General features: G+C 35.4%; 18 protein-coding genes, 9 pseudogenes and 1 CRISPR repeat array. Of the genes and pseudogenes, 15 read left to right on the forward strand and 12 right to left on the reverse strand.

All coding sequences use genetic code 11. From position 1 onward, the window contains the following. Positions 1–100 (reverse strand): annotated as a pseudogene (locus tag AC1M9L_RS11455) (IS3 family transposase); the annotation flags it as partial. On the opposite strand from AC1M9L_RS11455, the pseudogene AC1M9L_RS11460 reads away from it, so the two are divergent. The 4 genes and pseudogenes from AC1M9L_RS11460 to AC1M9L_RS11475 all read left to right on the forward strand — a co-directional run. Beyond that, positions 92–397: pseudogene (locus AC1M9L_RS11460) on the forward strand (site-specific integrase); the annotation flags it as partial. The pseudogenes AC1M9L_RS11455 and AC1M9L_RS11460 overlap by 9 nt on opposite strands. Then, complete coding sequence (locus AC1M9L_RS11465) at positions 387–635, forward strand: hypothetical protein (RefSeq protein WP_481592191.1); 249 nt, start codon at positions 387–389, stop codon at positions 633–635. The pseudogene AC1M9L_RS11460 and the gene AC1M9L_RS11465, both read left to right, overlap by 11 nt. 68 nt (positions 636–703) lie before the next feature. Continuing rightward, positions 704–1,222 carry a DUF1376 domain-containing protein gene (locus tag AC1M9L_RS11470; RefSeq protein ID WP_481592192.1) on the forward strand — a complete coding sequence of 173 codons (519 nt, stop codon included), beginning with the start codon at positions 704–706 and terminating at the stop codon, positions 1,220–1,222. Positions 1,223–1,232: 10 nt separating this feature from the next. Beyond that, positions 1,233–1,985, forward strand: a complete 753-nt coding sequence (locus AC1M9L_RS11475) for an ATP-binding protein (RefSeq protein ID WP_481592193.1) — start codon at positions 1,233–1,235, stop codon at positions 1,983–1,985. A gap of 98 nt (positions 1,986–2,083) precedes the next feature. Beyond that, positions 2,084–4,273: a CRISPR direct-repeat array (repeat unit 28 nt; unit sequence TTTCTAAGCTGCCTACATGGCAGTGAAC). A gap of 131 nt (positions 4,274–4,404) precedes the next feature. On the opposite strand, the gene cas6f is transcribed toward AC1M9L_RS11475, so the two are convergent. From cas6f to AC1M9L_RS11510, 7 genes and pseudogenes are all read right to left on the reverse strand, one after another. Further along, positions 4,405–5,019: a type I-F CRISPR-associated endoribonuclease Cas6/Csy4 gene (gene cas6f / locus AC1M9L_RS11480; RefSeq protein ID WP_481592194.1), complete on the reverse strand. Its 615-nt coding sequence runs from the start codon at positions 5,017–5,019 to the stop codon at positions 4,405–4,407. 7 nt (positions 5,020–5,026) lie between these two features. Further along, complete coding sequence (cas5fv, locus tag AC1M9L_RS11485; RefSeq protein ID WP_481592195.1) at positions 5,027–6,160, reverse strand: type I-Fv CRISPR-associated protein Cas5fv; 1,134 nt, start codon at positions 6,158–6,160, stop codon at positions 5,027–5,029. Between the two features lie 5 nt (positions 6,161–6,165). Then, the gene (cas7fv, locus tag AC1M9L_RS11490; protein WP_481592196.1) at positions 6,166–7,161 is read right to left on the reverse strand and encodes a type I-Fv CRISPR-associated protein Cas7fv; all 996 of its coding nucleotides are present in this window, start codon (positions 7,159–7,161) and stop codon (positions 6,166–6,168) included. Between the two features lies 1 nt (position 7,162). Continuing rightward, positions 7,163–10,162, reverse strand: coding sequence for a CRISPR-associated endonuclease Cas3'' (locus AC1M9L_RS11495; protein ID WP_481592197.1), 3,000 nt, complete (start codon positions 10,160–10,162; stop codon positions 7,163–7,165). 41 nt (positions 10,163–10,203) lie between these two features. Beyond that, positions 10,204–10,575 (reverse strand): annotated as a pseudogene (gene cas1f / locus AC1M9L_RS11500) (type I-F CRISPR-associated endonuclease Cas1f); the annotation flags it as partial. A 141-nt stretch (positions 10,576–10,716) separates the two neighbouring features. Continuing rightward, positions 10,717–11,771, reverse strand: a pseudogene (locus AC1M9L_RS11505) (HNH endonuclease). Between the two features lie 2 nt (positions 11,772–11,773). Next, positions 11,774–12,364, reverse strand: coding sequence for a class I SAM-dependent methyltransferase (locus AC1M9L_RS11510; RefSeq protein WP_481592198.1), 591 nt, complete (start codon positions 12,362–12,364; stop codon positions 11,774–11,776). A 150-nt stretch (positions 12,365–12,514) separates the two neighbouring features. On the opposite strand from AC1M9L_RS11510, the gene AC1M9L_RS11515 reads away from it, so the two are divergent. Together AC1M9L_RS11515 and AC1M9L_RS11520 are read left to right on the forward strand one after the other, a co-directional pair. Continuing rightward, positions 12,515–12,844, forward strand: a complete 330-nt coding sequence (locus tag AC1M9L_RS11515) for a DUF4236 domain-containing protein (protein ID WP_035269591.1) — start codon at positions 12,515–12,517, stop codon at positions 12,842–12,844. A gap of 99 nt (positions 12,845–12,943) precedes the next feature. Continuing rightward, on the forward strand, positions 12,944–13,258 hold the full coding sequence (locus AC1M9L_RS11520; protein WP_035269587.1) for a hypothetical protein: 315 nt from the start codon (positions 12,944–12,946) through the stop codon (positions 13,256–13,258). Between the two features lie 69 nt (positions 13,259–13,327). On the opposite strand, the gene AC1M9L_RS11525 is transcribed toward AC1M9L_RS11520, so the two are convergent. Then, the gene (locus tag AC1M9L_RS11525) at positions 13,328–13,591 is read right to left on the reverse strand and encodes a hypothetical protein (protein WP_035269586.1); all 264 of its coding nucleotides are present in this window, start codon (positions 13,589–13,591) and stop codon (positions 13,328–13,330) included. Positions 13,592–13,896: 305 nt separating this feature from the next. Here AC1M9L_RS11525 and AC1M9L_RS11530 point away from each other — a divergent pair. From AC1M9L_RS11530 to AC1M9L_RS11565, 8 genes and pseudogenes are all read left to right on the forward strand, one after another. Continuing rightward, positions 13,897–14,393, forward strand: a pseudogene (locus AC1M9L_RS11530) (hypothetical protein). After that, positions 14,390–14,783: pseudogene (locus AC1M9L_RS11535) on the forward strand (hypothetical protein); the annotation flags it as partial. The pseudogenes AC1M9L_RS11530 and AC1M9L_RS11535, both read left to right, overlap by 4 nt. 188 nt (positions 14,784–14,971) lie before the next feature. Then, a complete protein-coding gene (locus tag AC1M9L_RS11540; RefSeq protein ID WP_481592199.1) occupies positions 14,972–15,379 on the forward strand; it encodes a hypothetical protein in 408 nt (135 codons plus the stop codon). Positions 15,380–15,474: 95 nt separating this feature from the next. Next, a complete protein-coding gene (locus AC1M9L_RS11545; RefSeq protein WP_481592200.1) occupies positions 15,475–15,756 on the forward strand; it encodes a type II toxin-antitoxin system RelB/DinJ family antitoxin in 282 nt (93 codons plus the stop codon). Continuing rightward, positions 15,756–16,094 carry a hypothetical protein gene (locus AC1M9L_RS11550; RefSeq protein WP_481592201.1) on the forward strand — a complete coding sequence of 113 codons (339 nt, stop codon included), beginning with the start codon at positions 15,756–15,758 and terminating at the stop codon, positions 16,092–16,094. Before AC1M9L_RS11545 ends, AC1M9L_RS11550 begins: the two co-directional genes overlap by 1 nt. Before the next feature lie 60 nt (positions 16,095–16,154). Next, a pseudogene (locus tag AC1M9L_RS11555) lies at positions 16,155–16,250 on the forward strand (IS5/IS1182 family transposase); the annotation flags it as partial. 386 nt (positions 16,251–16,636) lie between these two features. Then, positions 16,637–17,941: a type II toxin-antitoxin system HipA family toxin gene (locus AC1M9L_RS11560; RefSeq protein ID WP_481592202.1), complete on the forward strand. Its 1,305-nt coding sequence runs from the start codon at positions 16,637–16,639 to the stop codon at positions 17,939–17,941. After that, positions 17,934–18,212, forward strand: a complete 279-nt coding sequence (locus AC1M9L_RS11565) for a helix-turn-helix domain-containing protein (protein WP_004871362.1) — start codon at positions 17,934–17,936, stop codon at positions 18,210–18,212. The genes AC1M9L_RS11560 and AC1M9L_RS11565 overlap by 8 nt, the downstream gene beginning before the upstream one ends. A gap of 15 nt (positions 18,213–18,227) precedes the next feature. Here the strand turns inward: AC1M9L_RS11565 and AC1M9L_RS11570 are convergent, their stop codons facing one another. From AC1M9L_RS11570 to AC1M9L_RS11580, 3 genes and pseudogenes are all read right to left on the reverse strand, one after another. Then, positions 18,228–19,439 carry a tyrosine-type recombinase/integrase gene (locus AC1M9L_RS11570; RefSeq protein WP_481592203.1) on the reverse strand — a complete coding sequence of 404 codons (1,212 nt, stop codon included), beginning with the start codon at positions 19,437–19,439 and terminating at the stop codon, positions 18,228–18,230. Positions 19,440–19,791: 352 nt separating this feature from the next. After that, a pseudogene (locus tag AC1M9L_RS11575) lies at positions 19,792–19,911 on the reverse strand (IS3 family transposase); the annotation flags it as partial. A 64-nt stretch (positions 19,912–19,975) separates the two neighbouring features. After that, a pseudogene (locus AC1M9L_RS11580) lies at positions 19,976–20,083 on the reverse strand (IS5/IS1182 family transposase); the annotation flags it as partial. Between the two features lie 216 nt (positions 20,084–20,299). On the opposite strand from AC1M9L_RS11580, the gene AC1M9L_RS11585 reads away from it, so the two are divergent. Further along, positions 20,300–21,424 carry a Fic family protein gene (locus AC1M9L_RS11585; RefSeq protein WP_481592204.1) on the forward strand — a complete coding sequence of 375 codons (1,125 nt, stop codon included), beginning with the start codon at positions 20,300–20,302 and terminating at the stop codon, positions 21,422–21,424. Positions 21,425–21,467: the final 43 nt, after the last annotated feature.

The raw sequence follows: 21,467 nt of genomic DNA on the forward strand, positions 1-21,467 counted from the left end.
TGCGTTTTGAATTATAGAACATCTCAATATATTCAAAGATATCCGATCTTGCTTCAGTTCTAGTTGCATAGATTCTCTTTTTAATTCGTTCTTCTGCAATCGTGATGGTGGACCTCTCGATTATCGTCTGGTAAACAAGCGTGTTTGGCATCCCCTGCTACGCTTTTTATGGCTAAAGCCACGTCGTGCTTATCAAACACGCCATACAGCAGCAACACTATGGCTGTCGGCAGGCGAGAACCCGGAATGGATCGCACGCCAATTGGGGCATTCAACCACTGAAATGTTGTTCCGGGTCTATAGCCGCTACATTCCAAATGTGACACGTCGTGATGGCAGTGCATTTGAAGCCATGCTGGAGAGACTAAATTCAAAGGAGCTAGCACATGAACAGTAAAGCTTTCTTTGGAGGCGTGGTCGTCAGCCCTGAAGTAGATAAGGTTGCCCGTGAACTCATTCATGAGTTACACATTCCTAGACTGCACAATCTGGCCTTTTTACTGGAAATCATTAAATGCTTCGATGATCATCAGGCGTTAAGACTCTGGTTACAGCGAATGCTGGATGAAGGACAAGCCCATTATGATGATTTGGCCCAACAGGCCCGTCTCCGGTTAATGAGTCTCGCTCACTAATAAAACAAACATAGAAGGTCATCCAATCAATGACCTTAGTCCCTCTATACCTATAAAAAGGTGAACATATGCATAAAGATATTTCAATTTGGATGCCACTCTATATTGGCGACCTACAGGCGAAATTTGCACGAATGACAGCAGAACAAATTGGTGCAGCACTGCTGTTAATGATGGATTTCTGGAAAAATGGTGCCATTCCTCACGACCTAGCTACTGTATGTAGCATCACGAAATTACCGCAGCACACCAAGGCTAAAACTTTGTTAAATACGCTGATGGCCCTGGAATTGTTTGAAGTCGAGTCTAAACAGATTCATTCAAATTTTTTAAGCAGTTTAAAAATCCAGGCATTGCAAAATCAGCAAATGAAATCTGATAAAGCTAAAAATGCAGCTCAAGCACGCTGGAATAAGTCCGCAAGTAATGCTCAAGCATCAAGTAAGCAACCAAAAGTAAATGCTCAAGCAGCTTCTGAGAAGAGCCCGAGTATTACTCAAGTCATGCTTGAACCATGCCCTTCATCTTCATCTTCAAATTTTGAAGAAAAAAATGAGGATTTTTTAGAAAATTCCAAATGGATTTAGGAGAGTGATCATGAATATCATGCTTAAAACACTCCAGTTTCACGCAAAATCAACGGAAATACTCTGTCCTACCCATCATATACCCCTGATGGAAATTGCAGGTCACAGGCTCTGTAAATTGTGTGCCAAAGAAACTGTTCATCACTCACATGCAGCCTATAAGGATGAACTGCAACAGCGATTGCTACAACAGAAAATCAAAAACTCAGGGCTCAATAAACGCTATCTGGACCGTGGCTTCAAGAATTTTGTAGTTGTATGTCCTGCTCAAGACAATGCCATCAAACTATGTCAGGCTTTTGCACAGCAGATTATTTCTGGCCACAATCCGAACATGTTGATGATTGGTACACCGGGTACAGGTAAAACCCATCTGAGTGCATCAATTATTCGCAACATTCTGCATAACAGTACAAAATCTGCACGCTACTATACCAGTGCAGAAATTGCTCAAAAAATGATGGACACCTGGTCAGATGCTTCACGCTCTGAAAAGGAAGTCATCGACCATTTCTCCAGTTTTGATTTATTAGTGATTGATGAATATGGTCTGCATGACCGGCATGAAAAACGTCTGGAGATGGTACAGAAGGTGTTGTATAGTCGTTATGACAACATGAAATCTACCCTTCTGATTTCCAATTTCACAGTCCAAAATATGCAGCGGGATTTAGGTGTAAGATTATGGTCACGGTTACATGAAAACAATCTGATTATAATACCGTGCTATTGGGATGATCAACGAAGAATAGGACAAGCTTAACTCTCAGTTAAGCCAATTATCTTGCCGAGATAATTGGCATTTATTACAAGAATTACTTACAGAATATCTCACTTGCATAAGTATAACTGAAAATAATACTTCTAAGCTGCCTATTCGGCAGTGAACACCTTTCGGGAGTAGCGACATGCGTGGTTTTTTTTCTAAGCTGCCTACATGGCAGTGAACCAGAAGCAAAGCTGATCAGCTACGATAACAAATTTCTAAGCTGCCTACATGGCAGTGAACTTTGGTTCTGAGGGTGTGTCATCAAAGTTAAATTTCTAAGCTGCCTACATGGCAGTGAACTGATCTGATACAGGGATTAAGATTCTCTTTTTTTTCTAAGCTGCCTACATGGCAGTGAACTGGCTAAACGAACTTGCGATTCACCTGTAAACTTTCTAAGCTGCCTACATGGCAGTGAACGATCAGTTGATTTTATACAGTCTTGGTAAAATTTTCTAAGCTGCCTACATGGCAGTGAACTATGATTTCACCTCCCGAATTTTTTATTCTTTTTTCTAAGCTGCCTACATGGCAGTGAACTTGAGGGCATGAAGCTGATATTAAACCATCATTTTCTAAGCTGCCTACATGGCAGTGAACCAGCATTATTCAACGATGTGGAATACATCAAATTTCTAAGCTGCCTACATGGCAGTGAACCTTTAGTAATATTCGGCATTGATATTCTTCTATTTCTAAGCTGCCTACATGGCAGTGAACGCTAACTTGGCACATGACGGAATAATTTTTAGTTTCTAAGCTGCCTACATGGCAGTGAACTTTGAGCCAACAACCTAATGCATCTTTAATGATTTCTAAGCTGCCTACATGGCAGTGAACACCAAGACCTACAGATGGAATGGCTTCTAAACTTTCTAAGCTGCCTACATGGCAGTGAACATAGCTTGCGATACTTGCCGTAATTCCTAGAATTTCTAAGCTGCCTACATGGCAGTGAACGGTGAATACACCCAGTGATAAATCAACATTAATTTCTAAGCTGCCTACATGGCAGTGAACATCTTTTATGAAGGTTAGAGCGTGCTCTAGATTTTCTAAGCTGCCTACATGGCAGTGAACTATTACCAGCAAAGTAGCTTTTTGGCTTATTTTTTCTAAGCTGCCTACATGGCAGTGAACGTAAAATTCACCTTTTTTAATTTTATCATTTATTTCTAAGCTGCCTACATGGCAGTGAACTTCAAGGCCCTCCTGGTCCAAAGGGTGACAAATTTCTAAGCTGCCTACATGGCAGTGAACCTTTGGGAATTAAATCAGTCTCCAAGCTATATTTTCTAAGCTGCCTACATGGCAGTGAACATTTCGCATGGGAACGCGCGGTTTTATCCAAGTTTCTAAGCTGCCTACATGGCAGTGAACCCTAGTGAAAGCGCCAAGCTAAAATCCCTTAATTTCTAAGCTGCCTACATGGCAGTGAACCACCGTTCCCACCATTTTTTATATTACTAGATTTTCTAAGCTGCCTACATGGCAGTGAACTCATTTAAATACATCAGCTAGTATTCATGATTTTTCTAAGCTGCCTACATGGCAGTGAACCCTTCATGATGCAACAACTGGAGAGGTTGAAATTTCTAAGCTGCCTACATGGCAGTGAACCAGTATCGAAGTACTGTCCACCAGATACAGAATTTCTAAGCTGCCTACATGGCAGTGAACTCAAAGAACATATGACGAATTATTTTGCGAATTTTCTAAGCTGCCTACATGGCAGTGAACCTTAATATCTTGCCTTTTATACTATTGAATATTTTCTAAGCTGCCTACATGGCAGTGAACGAAAAATTTGTTCAACTAGATAAGCGCCCTTTTTTCTAAGCTGCCTACATGGCAGTGAACGTAGAGCGTTTGGTGTGCCTCCACAGTTAATATTTCTAAGCTGCCTACATGGCAGTGAACTTTCTAACAGTGCTGGGGGATTAAGTTCTTGTTTTCTAAGCTGCCTACATGGCAGTGAACGCTTGCTTTGGAGAAAGGTCAATTGTATTAATTTTCTAAGCTGCCTACATGGCAGTGAACATGATGTTTTAGTGAATATGGCATCATTTAATATTTCTAAGCTGCCTACATGGCAGTGAACGGTTTTTGTATTACAGGTCTTTTCCGTCTATAGTTTCTAAGCTGCCTACATGGCAGTGAACTGCTTGCCCTGCATGTTGCTCAGAAATTCAGGTTTCTAAGCTGCCTACATGGCAGTGAACTGCGGAAGTTGATGCTGAAGGGTTGAAAGGGTTTTCTAAGCTGCCTACATGGCAGTGAACAATGACTTTAACGCAAAAAATAAAGCTATAACAGTGATTTAACGCTTAAATCCCCTAAAAGACCCAAGTTTTAAACCACTATTATAAGCTATTGATTTTATTAAACTGTTAAAGAGTCAAAAAATATTGGGTTAAAATTCGGGTACAGATGATTCCGAACTTAATCCATAAGTACTAAAAACCTGAGTATCAGATTTTGTCGCAGGTTGCTTTTCAATAAACAATTTAAATCGTTTTTCACTTTGCTGTTCAGACGTACTTAAACTTTTCATTTCGATATACGGTAAATTGGTTGTGGTCACCACATTACTATATCTTGCTAATGCTTCATCAAAGCCAATATCACCACGCTTTACACGGTGACGTGCCAAACGCTGTGCATTGGTTTTCACTTGTTTGCGCTTGTAAATGGAATAGCCCTTAATATCGCTAGGTACTTCACGAATAGAGGTGATATGTACATAATCATTTAAGTCTAAGTCTTTATACTGCATCCATTTTCGAATATCCAATTTTTTGAAATCGGCTTCAGACTCAGCAAACAAACGTAACTTTGTACCAATAAATCCTATCCCTTTATCTTGATGAAAGCGATATTGAGGAAATGAAAATCCAATGTTTACTTTATTGTCGGGATTTTTAACTTCAACCAAAGCAAGATGTAATTGAGGGTAAAGCTGTGACCATAACTCATAAGGGGAAAACTTTTCATTTTCCATTAATGTCACTTCAATGTAATAGTTCATATTTCACTTACCGAATATTAGCAACATAAGCCAATCCCTTTTTACCTAAATAAAAAGAAGACACACCTGCATCATGAATCATTTGCTCCAACTCTTCTGCTCTTTCTCTAGATATGTCTAGATTGATTTCCAAGATGCCACTTGCTTTAGTTACTTTAGTCGGGGTACCAAGTGTCTTTTTTTTACCACCAGTTAAAGGATTCATAAAGTCACGAATACCATTAAACCCTGATGGATGAAATCCTGTAATATTTTGTTTTTTAGTCAAAAATTTTGAAGTATCTATACCAAGCTCTTCCAATTTTTTTAAAAACAAATATAAACAACCTGCATACAGTTTAATCGGGTAAACTACCCCCCTATCAATATATTCGGCATTTGGAAAATAAGAGTTTAATTTTTCAATTACTTGAGTAATTTTCTTATCTAGTTCAATAACCTGTATATCATTAAGATTTGATAATTCAGACTGTAAGGCATCTAATTTAGCAAGCTCCTTAGCCGTTGGGTTTTTACCAGCATTAATTTTATCTAAATAATTTTTTTCATGCTTTACAATTTCTTTTTCTAATTTATCTTTCCTAGAACTAACAAATTCATAAGATTCCATTTGAGCAATAATATTTAATCTTTGTAAAATATACTTTGGAGAGGCTACTCCTAAATCTTTATCGAAAATAAAATCATTATTTAAAATCTTTTCAATAAGTGAATTTAAATCAAAATTAAATCCTTGCCATAAATTTTGTGCATATGGACTAAAAAACAATGCCACCTCATTTGAAGGAACACCTAAAAAACTACTTTGACCAATTTTCTTAGCTGATTTATTAACTACAAAATTAGTTTCATATGTAATTTCATATTTATCATTAAATGAAATTTTATCTTCAATATCCTTAAAGTAATAAGGGTCATCATATTGTTCAGCACGAGCTTGATAAAGCTTACGCTGATCACCAATCAAGCGAGAAAGAATCCCCATGACAGTAGAAAAAGAAATTTCTCGCTCATCATATTCTTTAGCTTTTGATGTTGCCTTAAATTCACGAATATTATTCTTTCCAATAGGTAAATCATCTCTTCCTGTTAAAAAAGAATTCCGCCAAGAAGATTCATAGACAATTTGAATTTGCATCATAAGAATCACACCTGTCTAAAATATTGAGCATACTTTTCATTTTTAGAAGGATTAACTTTGCTTGGAGAATGTTTAATTCTCATCATATCCATAGCTTTTTGTCCATTATTATAATCAACTTCAATACCCTCTACATACATATAGCCTTTTGCTTGGCGGAAACTAAAATTTGTTAATATCTCTGTAAATGCATCAACTAATACATCTAAAGCTTCATCATTAAGTAAAATTCCAGCCTCCCCGCTATTAAAAATAGAACCATTACGAACATAATTTTTATGGTAAACGGCTTCAATATTAGGTCTATCATCAATTGATTTAATAAACTCGACTAATTGCTTAGCTAATTTTTCTCCATCTTTATCATTATCAATTTGTAAAGCTTTTCGCCCATGCTTTTCAGTTAAAGAAATAAATTGTAATTGCTCAATACTTAAACTCGCATAGCCAATATATTCGGTATCTCCAAAAGTAGTTTTAGAAAACATTGATGTACTTTTTTTTTCACCTGATTTAGTTTTCTTTTTTTCTTTGTTACCGGAGTTTCCTAACTGCTCATAATTCCCATTATGAGTCTGCTCGATAAAATCTTCAATTAACAACGGGCTTGTACGTTTATGCTCTGTTGAAGTAATAACATAGCCTCTAATTAACCCTGTAATGGAACATAATAATTTATCCATATTTTCTAGAAGTTCGGGGCTTTGTAAATCAACATATTCATCTCTGAATAAATGATGACGTAAACAATTTGTACTAATATATAATTCTGTTTTTTCAAAATTTACATCTTCAGGACGCTTAAACTTTGGATTTCCATCTTCCCAATAACCACGAATATTAGAATAACCTCTAAGTTTTGGCATTGAATGATTAGTTACTTTTTCCGTTTTACCATCAACAATTATCTCTAGTTCAGTTGAACCATTCCAATTAACAACCCCAAACCCTTTTGCTTTGATTTTAAAATCAACGCTTTTAATACCTTGTATTTTTACCATTTTATTTAACTTCCTTTTGCTTTGTTAAAAAATTAATTGTTTCCAATGAAAGTGAACCTATCGGTTGCTGATCACATACAGCGTAATAAATTGAGTGAGTATGACGTGCAGAATTTACACCTACTTTATCTAAATGCTCAGGTATATAACTTAGATAGATAGGAAAATCAGGATCTCTAGCTAAGTTAATAATTACATCATCACTAAAGGCTTTTTTCTCACCCATGATTTTATGATGTTTTTTAAACATATGTGCAACTAAGTCTTTATCACTTTTACGACTTCCATTTTTTGATTTCCCTTGTATTATATTTAGTGACTCAGTTAGATTATCGTATTCAGTTATATCATCTAAAGGTGGCTGATACGCATATTCATTTTCAAATACAGGCTTGGCATAATCGTTTAGGTTTAACTTAGCTAACTGTACAAAACGGCTATCCCCACGTAATGAATTTTTACTAATTTTCGTTTTTTTAGTGTCATTACTTTTACTTTTCAAAATTTTTATTGGTTGCGTCACTTTACTGTTTAAAAATTTAATACTTTCCTTTAAAGCCTGATCCATATCTTGTTTAACTTCAGATTTAAATCCTTTATTCTTCTGATAAGAGTAAAAATCTTTATATAACTTATAAACTTCCGATAATCTAAATACTTTTTCATTTAATTGATCTACCAAAAATTCATACCATGCTTTTGTTGTTTGTAAGCAATTTAAATTATTTAAAAATCTCCCTGAGCCTACTTGTTTACCTCTTTTGATATTTTCAGTAATCGCTACTTGTAATACATTGACTGTTTTACTATTTCCAAATCGATCCAACCTTCCCATTCTTTGTAACATGTTTTCAGGCGATGTCATCTCTGTCAGCATATGTTTGCTTGTGATATTTAATGATGCTTGAACAATTGGCCCACTACGTAAGACCTCAAACTTCTGTGTACCATCTTTCTTAAATGATTCATATACTTCATTAAACCAATGTTTTTTATCACTGCGTTTAAACTTTGCATGAAATAGTACGCTATTCTCATGTTCCTTTTGATAAATAAATCCTAACTGTGCTGTTGTAGCTGTATTAGAAATGATAAATGTTTGGTTTTTATAATTTTTATAAAATGGATTCCCATCTACTATTTTTTCGTTATAGTCAATAAATTTAATTTGGTAATCACGATCATTAAAAGAATCCATATTAATCAATTGATTTTTATTAAATTTTTCCTCTATTTCAAAACCTAGGACCTCATCTAAATAATGGTAATGAGGGGTTGCTGAAACTAATAATGCTGTTCTGTTCTCAATTTTTTGCATTCTTTTGTTTTTAATGAGTTCTGCGAATAATAGATTAAAAATTTCCATCCCTATATATTCATGATATTCATCAAAAATAACATGTGCCTGCATGAAAGGAATCAATGTATTTACATTGTTATGCGTTACGATTGACCCTAAAATTTGATCAATTGTAGTTACCACTACATCACCTGAAAATGCTAAAGGTTCTTTGATTAACTGCCCTTTTTCACTGAGATATTTGAACTCACCTGTCAAAATTTCCACTTTTGCATCTGGTAAATAGGTCTCTGTTAATTCTTGAAAAATTCCCTGACATACCTGAACTCTAGGACATATCCAAATAATTTTTTTTGCATCTTTTAATTTTGCCCACTCCAATGCAATTTTGGTTTTACCACAACCTGCTGGACCTGCTAGAACTGCAATATCACGCACATCTGCCAATTTCTGTGCAACTTGGTCTTGTTGAATAGATCGCTCACTACTTGGAAACTTGCTTTTTACTTGTGCTAGATGCTCAGTAAGATTCGATAATATTTCTTGTTCTTGTAACAATTCATCTAAACGTTTTTCAGCAATATATTCTAATAAATTTTGAGCAGATACTTTTTCTTTATTAGATATAATTCTATCAGCACTGATTACACAAGCTCTTAGAATGTTCATTTCAGCTGAAATAGTTATGGCTGAACGAATTTCTTCAGGTTTTGCTTCATTTATATCGTATGCTTTAAATTTTGGTAAATTATGCTGTTTAGCTAAAAAATCTGAATGTAGTTCTTGATCATCTACAGACCATGGTAGTAAATCAAATATATTAATATTATCCTTATCATAATTTTGAGAAATCTGATTTATTCTTTTTAATACAGTTAAAGCACTTTGAAAGAATTGATAAAATCTTTCATCATCTAAAGACGATTTATAGATACTATAAATGCTCTTAACATCTGTGAATTTATCATCTTTTCTATAAAATTTAGCATGATGCCAATAGATAGTATGTTTGAGTATATTCTTATTTGTAGTATTCATTTTTTTGTGTGAAATCGAATCAAAAAAATGAAAAATCAATAAAGAAAGCTCATTATGTGATGGGTTATCTTCTAAGTAATGCTTTTTATTTTTCACAGTATCAATATGCTGCCCATCTTCAGCTTCATAATCTTTATTTTTAGGATTTCTTAACCAATCTTGAAAATTGATATCAATTTTCCCTAAATCATGCAGACAACCTGCTAAAAATGCAACTTTAGATAAATCGTTATATTCATCGTTATCTACAACTTTTTTAAATAGTTGCTGTGCCAAATAACCAATTGCAAAACTATGTTCTGCGAGCGGTTGTAAATGGGTATTGGCATAAAATTCATCTTGTTTTGCTTTCATTGTAACTACATCCATAAATACATCTTTTTGCGTGCTATTTACTGGCACGACCCCAATGTTATTAAACCTATTCCGATTCCCTACAATCCACAGCAATTCACTACGACGTCTGCCCCGTATCCAATGACAACTGACCGCTGTACTTTTAGTCACAGTCTTACGGAGTAACTTCTTTACTGCTATTAGGCCTTCTTCGGTAATTACCGTTTGCCACGTGTTATCCCCAATCCGATCTGCAAACGCATCCAATACACGTCGGGTGCGTGGAATGGCTTTCATTTCACATTGGCTAATAAAGGTCACAATCATAATGCTTACTCGTCTACACCATGATTTCTGCAAGCTTGTGCTTTGGCTTCATCAAACCAAAATTGCATCCAACCTTGCATATACTCAGTTGGACGGTATTCACTTTGTGGTGTCATCCATTCAATTTCACAGCCCATAAACAAAGGCGTGCCACCTCCACCTGCAAAACCAACCAGAACACCTGCACTTGCGAGCATGCGCATTGCTGCTTGAGTAATTGATGTGCCTGTACCCAATAGAATCACTGTAGTATTGGCAATCGGAATATTCCAGTACTGATTTTCGTTTTTAGCCTCGGTCAGATAAAGAACTCGACCATCTTTCTGCATCACACGGCAATGTTCAAGATAGTACAAATTGGCACGTTTCGAATGTAATATTGCTTTTAGATCTGATGGATTAAGCTGTTCCATTCTTATCATCAATTATGAAGAAGAGTTGTCCTTAAAATATCCTTTTCCAATAATTATTTAAAGAAATTTCAGGAAATTAACGTCACATATTGACGCAGTCTTTTTCAAGAATTTGTGTGATTCATATAGCTAAAAATATTTTTAAAACTTAATACACTGGGGCAAATATCTTCTTCTCTTCCCCCCTAACCAAACTAAATACTCATTCTCTATTGCCTGCTTATACGCCCAGTCGGCAACCCGATACGAACGTTGCAGATCAGTTAGAAAACCTAATTGAGAAATCTCTCGAATAATGGATTGATCATGCAGATGATTACGCTCCTGCCACTGCTGCAGGAATTTTTCTGATGCCAAATAATTACTTTTTTGTGAGTTGCATTTTTCATCTGCCAACACAAAGTTATGTCCGGTATCGGCAGGATATAAAGACCATGGAATAAAATGATCCACTGCATATTTGGTTTTTTTTAGGCTTTTACCGCAATAAAAACACTGGCATTCTTGCAAATCAATCAGAAAGTCTGCGACCCGTCCGAGTTGGTTACGACTCGGTGCAAACATGAATTCATTCAGGTCAGGTAACCCATCTAATACAACTAAGTTCTGCTTGTTCAGTCGGACAAAATCAATCCAGCGCTTCTGACACAATTCTTCAATAATTTCACTGAACTGTCTCAAACAATACATCACTTTGGGTAAAAGCTTGAGGGACTGTTTGGAGTCTTCAAGGCAATAGAGAAATTCTACCGTTTGACCATTCAGATTCTGCAAATATACCACCGCATTTGCTTTACCGTTGTCGCAACTGTTCGCTTCAGCCTGTTCCAGTAAAGTACATCCTTTCTCAACGCGGCCAAGGTCTTGAATTGTTGCTGTGCATTCTGAATTTCACTGATGATCTTTGCCTGCGTACCAGTGCTTTGATGAATGGTAAAAGGCTCATACGGGTTAAACTGAAATGGTAGTGACTGTTTCCAGTACAGGTCAATAAACTTTTCAGCGATATCCTGATATTCCAAATGCAACACAGCACCGGTATCTTGACCCTGTTCAATAGCCAGACGCGTGATACTTATCAACAAAGCAAACTTATATGTCGAAGTAAAAGTCCCTGACTGCAATATCTGCTGAATATACTTCAAGAATTTCAGCTGTTCTTGAGGTGTTGGTATTTCAGCTGTACTAAACAACATGGCTAAGCCTGCATTTTTCTAATCAGGATATTCAACCACTCTTCTGTACGTTCTGGACGTTTATCTACTGTAATCCATTGCTGTAAAAGTAAAGCCTGGTCGATTTGTTTGAGTAAGTCATGAGCTTGCTGCTCATTTAGATCAGTAAAGCTACGCCCCTCTTTCTCACGATCTGTATTTCCATATTTAAAAGACATATAACACACACCATTTGGCTTTAATGCTTTAAGTATGCGCACCAGCACTTCAGTCAGGCGATCTCTTTCACAGTGCAAAAGAGAAGCACAAGCCCAAATCCCATCATACTTAGCTACTTCATTCAGCTCATAAAAACTTTGCTGACGTACCTCGATGCCTGTCAGCTCTCTCGCCTTTTCAACCAGCTCGGCAGAATAATCAATTGCCTCAACTTGATAACCTTTTTTCTTAAATGCCAAAGTTTCCCGCCCCGAGCCACAGCCCAAATCCAGGATCAATGCCTGTTCCGGCAAATATCTTAGAAATGGTGCGTATAGACTTTCCATTTCAACCTGATAGGTATTTTCAAAAAATGCTTGAGCATGTTGATTGTAATAATTTGATGTTTGATTCATTGTCTAAAAGCCAATATCTTATGTCAAAGAACATACTGATATTTCACTAGATAAGTCAAATGATCAGTCCTATGAATGAATCAAACTCTTATTTCACTGTATCCGGACAACTGAGATAGAAACCAAACTGGTCTTGTAAATGGAAAAAATATGGGCTTCAGATTTCGCAAGAGTATTAAAATATTACCTGGATTAAAAATCAATCTGACGCATAAAGGCATCAGCAGTGCAAGCATTGGCAAACCTGGTGCTTCTTTAAATATTGGCAAAAAAGGCACCCGAACCAGCGTTGGTATTCCAGGCACAGGCCTATCCTATTCCAAGCACCACCCCTATAAGAACAGAGCTGGCAACCAAGAGAATCCTACTCAAGAACAACAACCACTCTATACATCACATACCGAGCAACCCAAATCGAATGTCTGGATTTGGGTGATTTTTGGATTATTTTGTTTTATTGTCGGGGCAATTATTTTTTAAATTTAGCCATTCTTTGTACTCCATAATATCCACTGCTAGGCAAAATTTAATTCATTCATTACTATGGACGGATGTTAAATACAATAAAGGCTGCCGCTGATGTCTGATAATGACAATACTCTGGATTATGATGAAAATGATTTAATCGACTCTCCCTTATCTCAAGTTTTACAACAGGATAATGAGCAAGTTGAAATTCTCATTTATCGATTACCTGATAGTAAATGGACATTGGAAGTGGTAAACCAAAATGGTACTTCTACGGTATGGGATGAAACATTCCCGTCAGACCAGGAAGCTCTATCTGTCGCTTTAGATGGAATTAAAGCCGCAGGCGGTATTCAAGCCTTTTCCGAAATTAGTGACCTCGAAGCAAAGAAAAATATTTTTCCTGAATCCCTTACTCGCCATTAAAAATGAAGTTGCTGGCGTGGATCTGAATCATTATTTTCTGGATTCTTAGAACCTGTCGCGATGATAGGTTCACTTCACCCCAAACCCATCTAGGGTTGAAGGGTCAAAGTTTTCATCAAACATAAACTCATCTGCTCGCTCTTTTCTTAATGTCGCTAAGGCATAAAAGAAACATTTCTCACATAACTGCAATTCATATCTTTCCCCGTCATGCTTGGAACCATAGCCCCAATGCGCCGATAAAGTTCCAAACTCTAGTTTCGTTGATTGGTTGCATACATCACATAAAACATCAGTAATGACTTCTACCTTTTTCAATTCTTTGATCTCCATATGCAATTCCTTGTAAATCCAACTTAAACATTCTAAATATTTACTAAAAACATAATTCAATAGGGTTTTTAATTACCGCTAAAAAGATTAAAAACACTATATATAGTGAAATTTACAATTTAATAACACAATATAGGGTGCATAGCCCTTGACTCCCCTATAAAAAGTACGTGAATATTATAGTTTATTTTTAAGCCACTTGGCATAAATATGGGGAGACATCAGCATATTGTCTATAAAAAAAAGCTATTGAAAGTCATCGTGTATCTTCAAAAAACTTAAAATTAATGTGTTATCCAAAATGTATGCATGCGTACCAAATCTGGAAAGCTTTATTTTTCCAACTGAGTGATAAACAGCTAAGCTATCACTTGAATTTAACTTTTAAACAGAATATCGAAATCCCGCTCCTTACCACTAAAACACCTGATCACTATTTTTTAGTAGTCATTTCAGCTGGATCTATGCTTATTTTTACAATAAGAATAAAAATGAATTTAAGTTCAGAGCTTATGAGAAAAATAATTCCTACCAATTCACCATCCAGGCTTTAAGCGAAGTTAGGGCCTTACTGTGTTCCGGATTACATCACTCAATTCATGGCTTAGATATCATCGCATATTGGCTAAATGAACAATACTTAGTCGCACATCTTCAGGAAGTTTTCGGTCAGGAAGTTTTAACTATCAATCATCTACGAGAATTATCAGGGTTATCTAAATCCAAAAGTCCAGTAAGTTCTATTTCAAATTATGCTGGTCCACTTTCATTAGAAAAAATTCTGGCTGGAATATCATCATGAACGGATATAGTTACTTAGAAGATACTCAAGAATTAAAGCTTGAGCCGTTTCGAGAATTCTATCAAACACTAGCAGAAGCAAAGCTAGAAAGTTTTCAAAATTTAATCAAACTCAATGACTTAATTAAACCTACTGAAATTATTGAACTTAACAATATTATAACTCAAAAACTTGCAGACAAATCAATCAGTGAATATCCTCTTGTTCATTATCTTATTGCAGTCATTAATACGCCTTCAGCATATCAAGCTAATGCCCTGAAATGGGCCATTTTCAATACTAGATGTATTGAATTGCTTGATAGCAAAGAACATGCAGCCACCGTAGCAAATCTTTGTATGCGTTTTCGTTTAGCCAGCAAAAAAAAAGGAATACCATTGGCTTTATAACTCTCATTTTAATTGGACACTCTTTACATCTAAAACGAAATTTAAACGAAAAAAGTAAAATGATTCCTATGAAAAAAGCGGTTATTGCATTGAGTTGCTTAAGTATACTTTTGATGGCCTGTTCCTCGCTTCTTAATCTAAGTATTCAGAATTCACTAAAAGAAGTGAGAACATCAAAATTCCTAAAAAATGAAGATAAAACAAAAAAACATTGGTGGGATTGATGCAAATAGTAATGGTGTGCGTGATGATATTGAGGGATACATAAAGCTCAAATATGGGAATCACCCTGAATTTGTTAGCGTATATATGCAGTATGCACAAGAATTACGAAGAAAGCTGACTTTGGCTAGTGATGATCGTGAAGTCTATCGTAGAGCGTCACACGAAGTTAGTAGAAAAATGGTTTGTGCTGCGGAAATTGACTATAAAGTTGAGCCTGAAAAAATGTATCGGGACACAATGATCATTTATGCCCTGTCGGTGAATACCAAGCAACGTAAAGCTGAAAGTAATCGTATTAGCTCGTTGGTGAGTGGCATGGTATTCACATTACCAACTGAGGAACACTGCAAAATTAATGAATACGTTTATTAAAGTGTCCAATTTAAAGAAGAATGGACACTTACTATTTACTTGTTTGGTGTCACTTTATGCCGTAAAATGGCATTAGAAAGATCAAGAGGTGTTAAATGTCTAAGCTAATTAAAAAAAGAGTTCAATATACTGTGGATGAGGCAATCTCAGAATCAGCAGAGTACATAATCAAAAAAGTTGGGCTAACCCCTGCATCTGTTTTTAGTATGGTTATGGCTGAAATTGCTAAAACAGGTCGAATTCCTGTGAGTAATCAAATAAGTGATGATGATTTTAATACAGCACAACTCATAGCCCTGAGCCATAATATCCCGAGTGTAAAAGTATCCGATACAAAATCTGCTCAAGAGTTTTTAAATGATGATGGTGGATACTAATGGCAAAGGACTTGTATTGGGCTTACGTTGGTTTTACAGACATAGCAGATGGTAAAACCCGTCCTGTTTTATTTATTCGACAAACAAAAAAAGATTACATCGTATTCCGTTTAAGCAGTCAATATGACAACAAATCTGACTTTATTAAAAGTAAATATATTGAAATTACAGATTGGAAATCGGTTGGACTAAGTAAAAAATCATGGATTGATACCGTACAGACATATCAGTTGCCAATTGATAAAACAAAATTAACTTACATTGGTAAACTTTCTAAAAATGACTATGAACTATTAATTAATCACTTAGATTCTCAAATGAAGTGCAACAGAGATTAAATTATTGGAAAGAAGCAAGATAAGCTAGCATTGAGTGTCCGTTTTAATTGGAGGTTAATACATTTTGATAGTCAAGTGAATGAGATTCATGCACGCGTAGATGTCTTAAATAAATTCACAGAATTAGGTCGCCCTCATACCCAAGTTGTCACTTAAATATAAGTAGGTATGGTAGATTGTAATTTTTAAATATTTGTGCAACACAGCCGTTCCGATGATGTACAAGTTCGTTCTTTAATATTCCCCAGAAACTTTCAATTGGAGCATTATCGAAGCAATCTCGGTCTGAATAGATTAACGGAATTAGGTAGAACTTACATCCAAGGTGCCACTTAAATCTGAATGGCTTAGGGAAAACTCAGCTTTTAAATATTTATACAACAAAGCCATGAAAAGATAAGAAAAATTTTACAGCTCCCTTAATATGATTGCTTATAGCCAACTTAAAGAATTCAAGATCATATTTTGAAAATTCAATAAATATTTACTATAATAAATAAATATAGCCAAAATAGAAACTAATCTTTTATTTTAATACATATATGAATCAATATTGCACACTTCAAATTTTTCAAAATAACGAATGGCAAGATTGCGCTATCGTTGAATTAACTACTAATCAAGAGCAGGGCTGGAGAGCATCTACACGAACTTCATACTTATTTGAATATGCTATTGAACATATGGATTTAAGAGATGGTTATGCTCTATCATTCCAATTTCCAGTCAATGTACAAAACAACTTAGAAAACCAATGGCCAGCATTTCTCATGGACTTGCTACCTCAAGGCTATGGGCGAAAGGAGCTTTTAAATCAGCTGGGTTTTTCAATTAATGCAGAAGAACAAGCTGATTGGCCCCTACTGAAATCTGGGGCAGGTAATCCTATTGGTAATCTGCGAATTAAAGAAGCTTATGACTGGCTTCAAGATCATTTTCCGACAGTGAAACCTCGTGGATTTAGCCTAAGCGAAATAATTGAAAGGAAAGAAGATTTCATTGAGTCACTTGCATCATATGGCTTATTTGTTGCTGGTTCTTCAGGTGTTCAAGGTGAATGGCCTAAACTATTACTAACACAAGGATATGATGGTCTGTTTTATTTAGATCACAGTCTTCCAGATGAACTAGCGGCAAAGCATTGGCTAGTTAAATTTAGTCGTGGAAATGATCAAAAATTGGAAAAAATACTGTTACATGAAGCAATTTACATGAAAATAGCTCGGTATTTAGGTCTAAGAGTGTTCAAGGACTTGGAGCTTCACCAGAGAACGCTATTTATTCCACGTTTTGATCGCCAAATTATCAATGGTAAAGTCGAAAGAATTGCACAAGAAAGCCTAGCCTCTTTAGGTGGTAAAGCTGGCTTCGGCGTTAAAATGACACATAATCAAATCTGTACATTGATCATGGAATGTTGCTCATCACCAAAAGCTGAAATTTTTGAATATTTGAAACGAGATATCGCTAATGTTGCATTAGGAAATAAAGACAATCATACCCGTAATACCGCAATTCAACGTTTAAATGACGGCACAATTCAATTAACACCCCTCTTCGATTTTGCACCAATGTGGCTTCATCCTGACGGAATTGCACGTACTACACGTTGGGAAAAAGATGACCATGGAGGAATGCCTATATGGGGATCTGTCATAACGCAAATAGAAGAATGTACAGGAATAGATTCAACTGAAATTAAACATTCAATGATTCAACAATTGCCACTGTATGAAAATTTGCTCGATGAAATGAAAAAAATAAATATAGATTATGAGATTCTACAAAATAGTCATTATCGTATATTGAATATATGCCAACAGATTCAGGAGTTTTCTAATGGATAAACGTTATAAGCCTATGACGGCAATCGAGCAAATGAATAAACGCTTACAAGTCTTAGAAAATATAAATAACAATCCTGAGTGGCAAATTTACCAGATTGCATCATACATTAGAAAAGAACTACATTTAACATTAAATGAAATGAGTAAAATTACTAAAATAGCACCACAGACTTTACAGAAAATGGAGCAACCTGATAGTAATCCAACCTTAGATTCTATAAATAAGTTGTTAAATGCATTTGGTTTAAAATTTATTATTAAATCAAAATAGTTTAATTTAAATTACCTATAAACTAGATTTTGATTTATTTTCTAAATAGTCACCCCACCACTGCATCATATCAGCTCTTTGTTGAATATAATCTGCATGGTTATAACTAGCACGTGTTTTATTCTTATCTACATGTGAAAGCTGAGCCTCAATCCAACTATCTTGAAATAAGCCAGAATCATTTAAAATAGTACTGAATGTTGATCTTAAACCGTGTGAGGATAGCTCATTTGTTTTATATCCCATCTTACGAATGGCTGAATTTATTGTGTTAAAATGCAATGGCTTGTCTTTAATTTTTGGGCTGGCAAAAACATAACGATCGCCTTGTGACCACTCTAGTGCAGATCTAACAATGCTCACCGCTTGCGATGATAACGGGACTAAAAAATCTGGAATATCATAACCTGCTATCACTTTTCGACGATATTGCTTGATATGTAAAGCAGGTATTTTCCAAATTTTGTTGTCAAAATCAAAATGATGAGGTTCTGCAGACAATAACTCTGCCCCCCTGACTCCAGTATATAATTTAAATAGGATTGCTTTTTTTATAATCGGATCTGTATTTAGTTGAGTTATTCTAAGAATAAAATTAGAAATTTCTACATCTTTTAAATAAGGATAATTTTTCTTTAATTTCCCTTTCAATAATATTTTATTGAGACCATAAGCTTGATTATAATCACAGTATCCCATTGCAACTGCAAAATCATAGATTTGATTTAAATAGCTATACGCTTTTTTTACAGGTTCCTTAACTCCCCTATTTTCAATCTGCTTAATGACCTTAACTAAATCAGTTCTTTTAATTTTACTAAAATCTATATCACCAATAACGGGATAAATGTCATTTATTAAACATGTATTCGCCAATTGGATTACACCACCACGTGGTTGATCTTTAAATGAATTATTTGTTTTAAACTCTAACCATTCTTCACAAACAACTTTAAAAGTTTGAATTTTCTCCTGAACTAAATTTTGTGTAGAAAATTTAGTTGCCTTATAGGAGTCTCTGGCCACTCTAGCCTCTTTGAGATTCATCTCAGGATATGTACCTAGAGTGACTCGTGGTCTTTTACCCGTTTCTGCAACTGAATATCGATAACTCCAAGACTTTTTTCCACTAGGATCGACTTTTAAGCTTAAACCATCATCATCAGCTAAAAAGTAAATTTTTTCTTTTGGATATGACTTTCGTACTTGTGTTTCCGTAAGACTCATAAATTTTTATAAACCAGCATAATGATTCCCATTATCTTAATTATATCAAAAATAAGCATTATTATGTGATGCGTATATTACGCATCACATAAATATTTATATATATGTTTTTTATAAATATTTTTGTGATATTCTACATTGTAGTAACCAAAAAAGTAACCACTGTTAAAATCTGTATTAAGCAACAAAAATCAGTGATAGTTAAACACTATTCTGCAATGGGTTTGTTTTACAGACTTAGTAACCGAACCTTAATTATTTGAGGTAATATTTCGGTTCTGTCGCATTAAGTCGATCTTCAGCTACTATTGAATTTTGTAGGAGCTGAATATGTCACTAATCCAAGCTGATCCTAGACAGTATCGTGGACAACAAATCCCTCTAAATTCTTGAAATATTTCTGTTCAAAGGCTTCTGGGCTTAACCAGCCGTTTGCAGAATGTCTTCTGCTTCGATTGTAATAAATCTCAATAGTGCATAATCAATCGCTTGCTGTTTAAATTCAGGACTTGCTTGCCCTTTGCTTGTGCATACTACTGAGTTTTTGAATCAAACCAAATGGCAATATTTCCACGATTAATAAGTGCGCGGTTGTATGTAGACCAATTGAGAGCACGGTAAATTTTAGGTGTGGGCTTATTCATTTGAAAATTATATTGTGGAATAAGCCCTTAACGATAGGTTCGTGCAACAAAGCCAATTGAAACTGAAAGATTATACTGTAACTGATAATTACTGAATCAATTTTATGTATCCATCATAAATCAAAATGAGCTGTTTATCATAATTATTTGACTCAAAATTTGAGCCGAATATACACTATATTCTCATCACATTATTTAACTAGAAGAGTAATCATTATGTATGATGATTGGATATGGAAACAAGTTAACTGGACAGCCTTCACATGGGATGACTATAAGATCCTCCCTCTAACGAGACACATCCATCAAAAGGTCGGTATTTTACTCGGGCAAAGTCAACATAATCCTGAAAAAGAACACTTAACATTGGATAACTTAATTGCCAATCTTGTTTCTTCTTCTGCTATTGAAAATGAGACTCTCAATGTCTACTCATTACGATCGTCTTTAGCAAAACGCTTAGGTGTATCTCTAGAACAGCCTTATCCAAGCTCTGAACGTTCTGATGGATTGGCAGATATTATGTTCGATGCACTGAATAACTTTAACCAAGATTTGACGATTGAAAGATTATTCCAGTGGCACGAATGGCTCTTTAATGAAACTGATTGGACAATGCAACGGATTCGTGTTGGTCAGCTACGTGGACATGAGCCAATGCAAGTGGTTTCTGGTCGTATTGAGTATCCAACTGTACATTTTGAAGCCCCACCACGAATTGGGCTAGAGCAGCGACTTAATGAATTTATTGAATGGTTTAATGCAAGTAAATCCAATCATTTGCTTGATCCAATTATTCGAGCAGGTATTACTCATTTGTGGTTCGTAACTCTCCATCCTTTTGACGATGGTAACGGACGTATAACACGAACACTAACCGACCTTGCCTTAGCGCAAATGGATCAACAAAGTATCCGATTATACGCAATGTCACCTGTTATTTTGAATAAGCGAAAAAGCTATTACGAGGTACTTGAAGCCACGCAAAAAGGTGATTCTAATATCACTGAATGGCTATTTTGGTTTTTAGAAGCTCTTAATGAAAGTCTAGAGCAAACTTTAAAACGTATTAACAGAACACTTTTTAAAAGTAATTTTTGGAAAAAATACTCTGAAATTGACTTCCATGAAGGACAACGTAAAGTCTTAAACATACTGCTAGATGGTGGTGAAAATGGCTTTGAACATGGTATCAGTGCAGCACAATATCAAAAAGTTGCGAAAGTCAGTAAAGCTACAGCCACTCGCCATCTTACTGATTTATTAGAAAAAGGCTGTATTGTGAAATTAGAAGGTGGTGGGCGCAATACCAGATATCAAATTCATGCTTCATTGAATTAAATATGTAAGCATCCGGTGAACCCCATTGCCAAGTTTTAATGAG

This window comes from Acinetobacter sp. ANC_7511 (genome assembly GCF_056779975.1).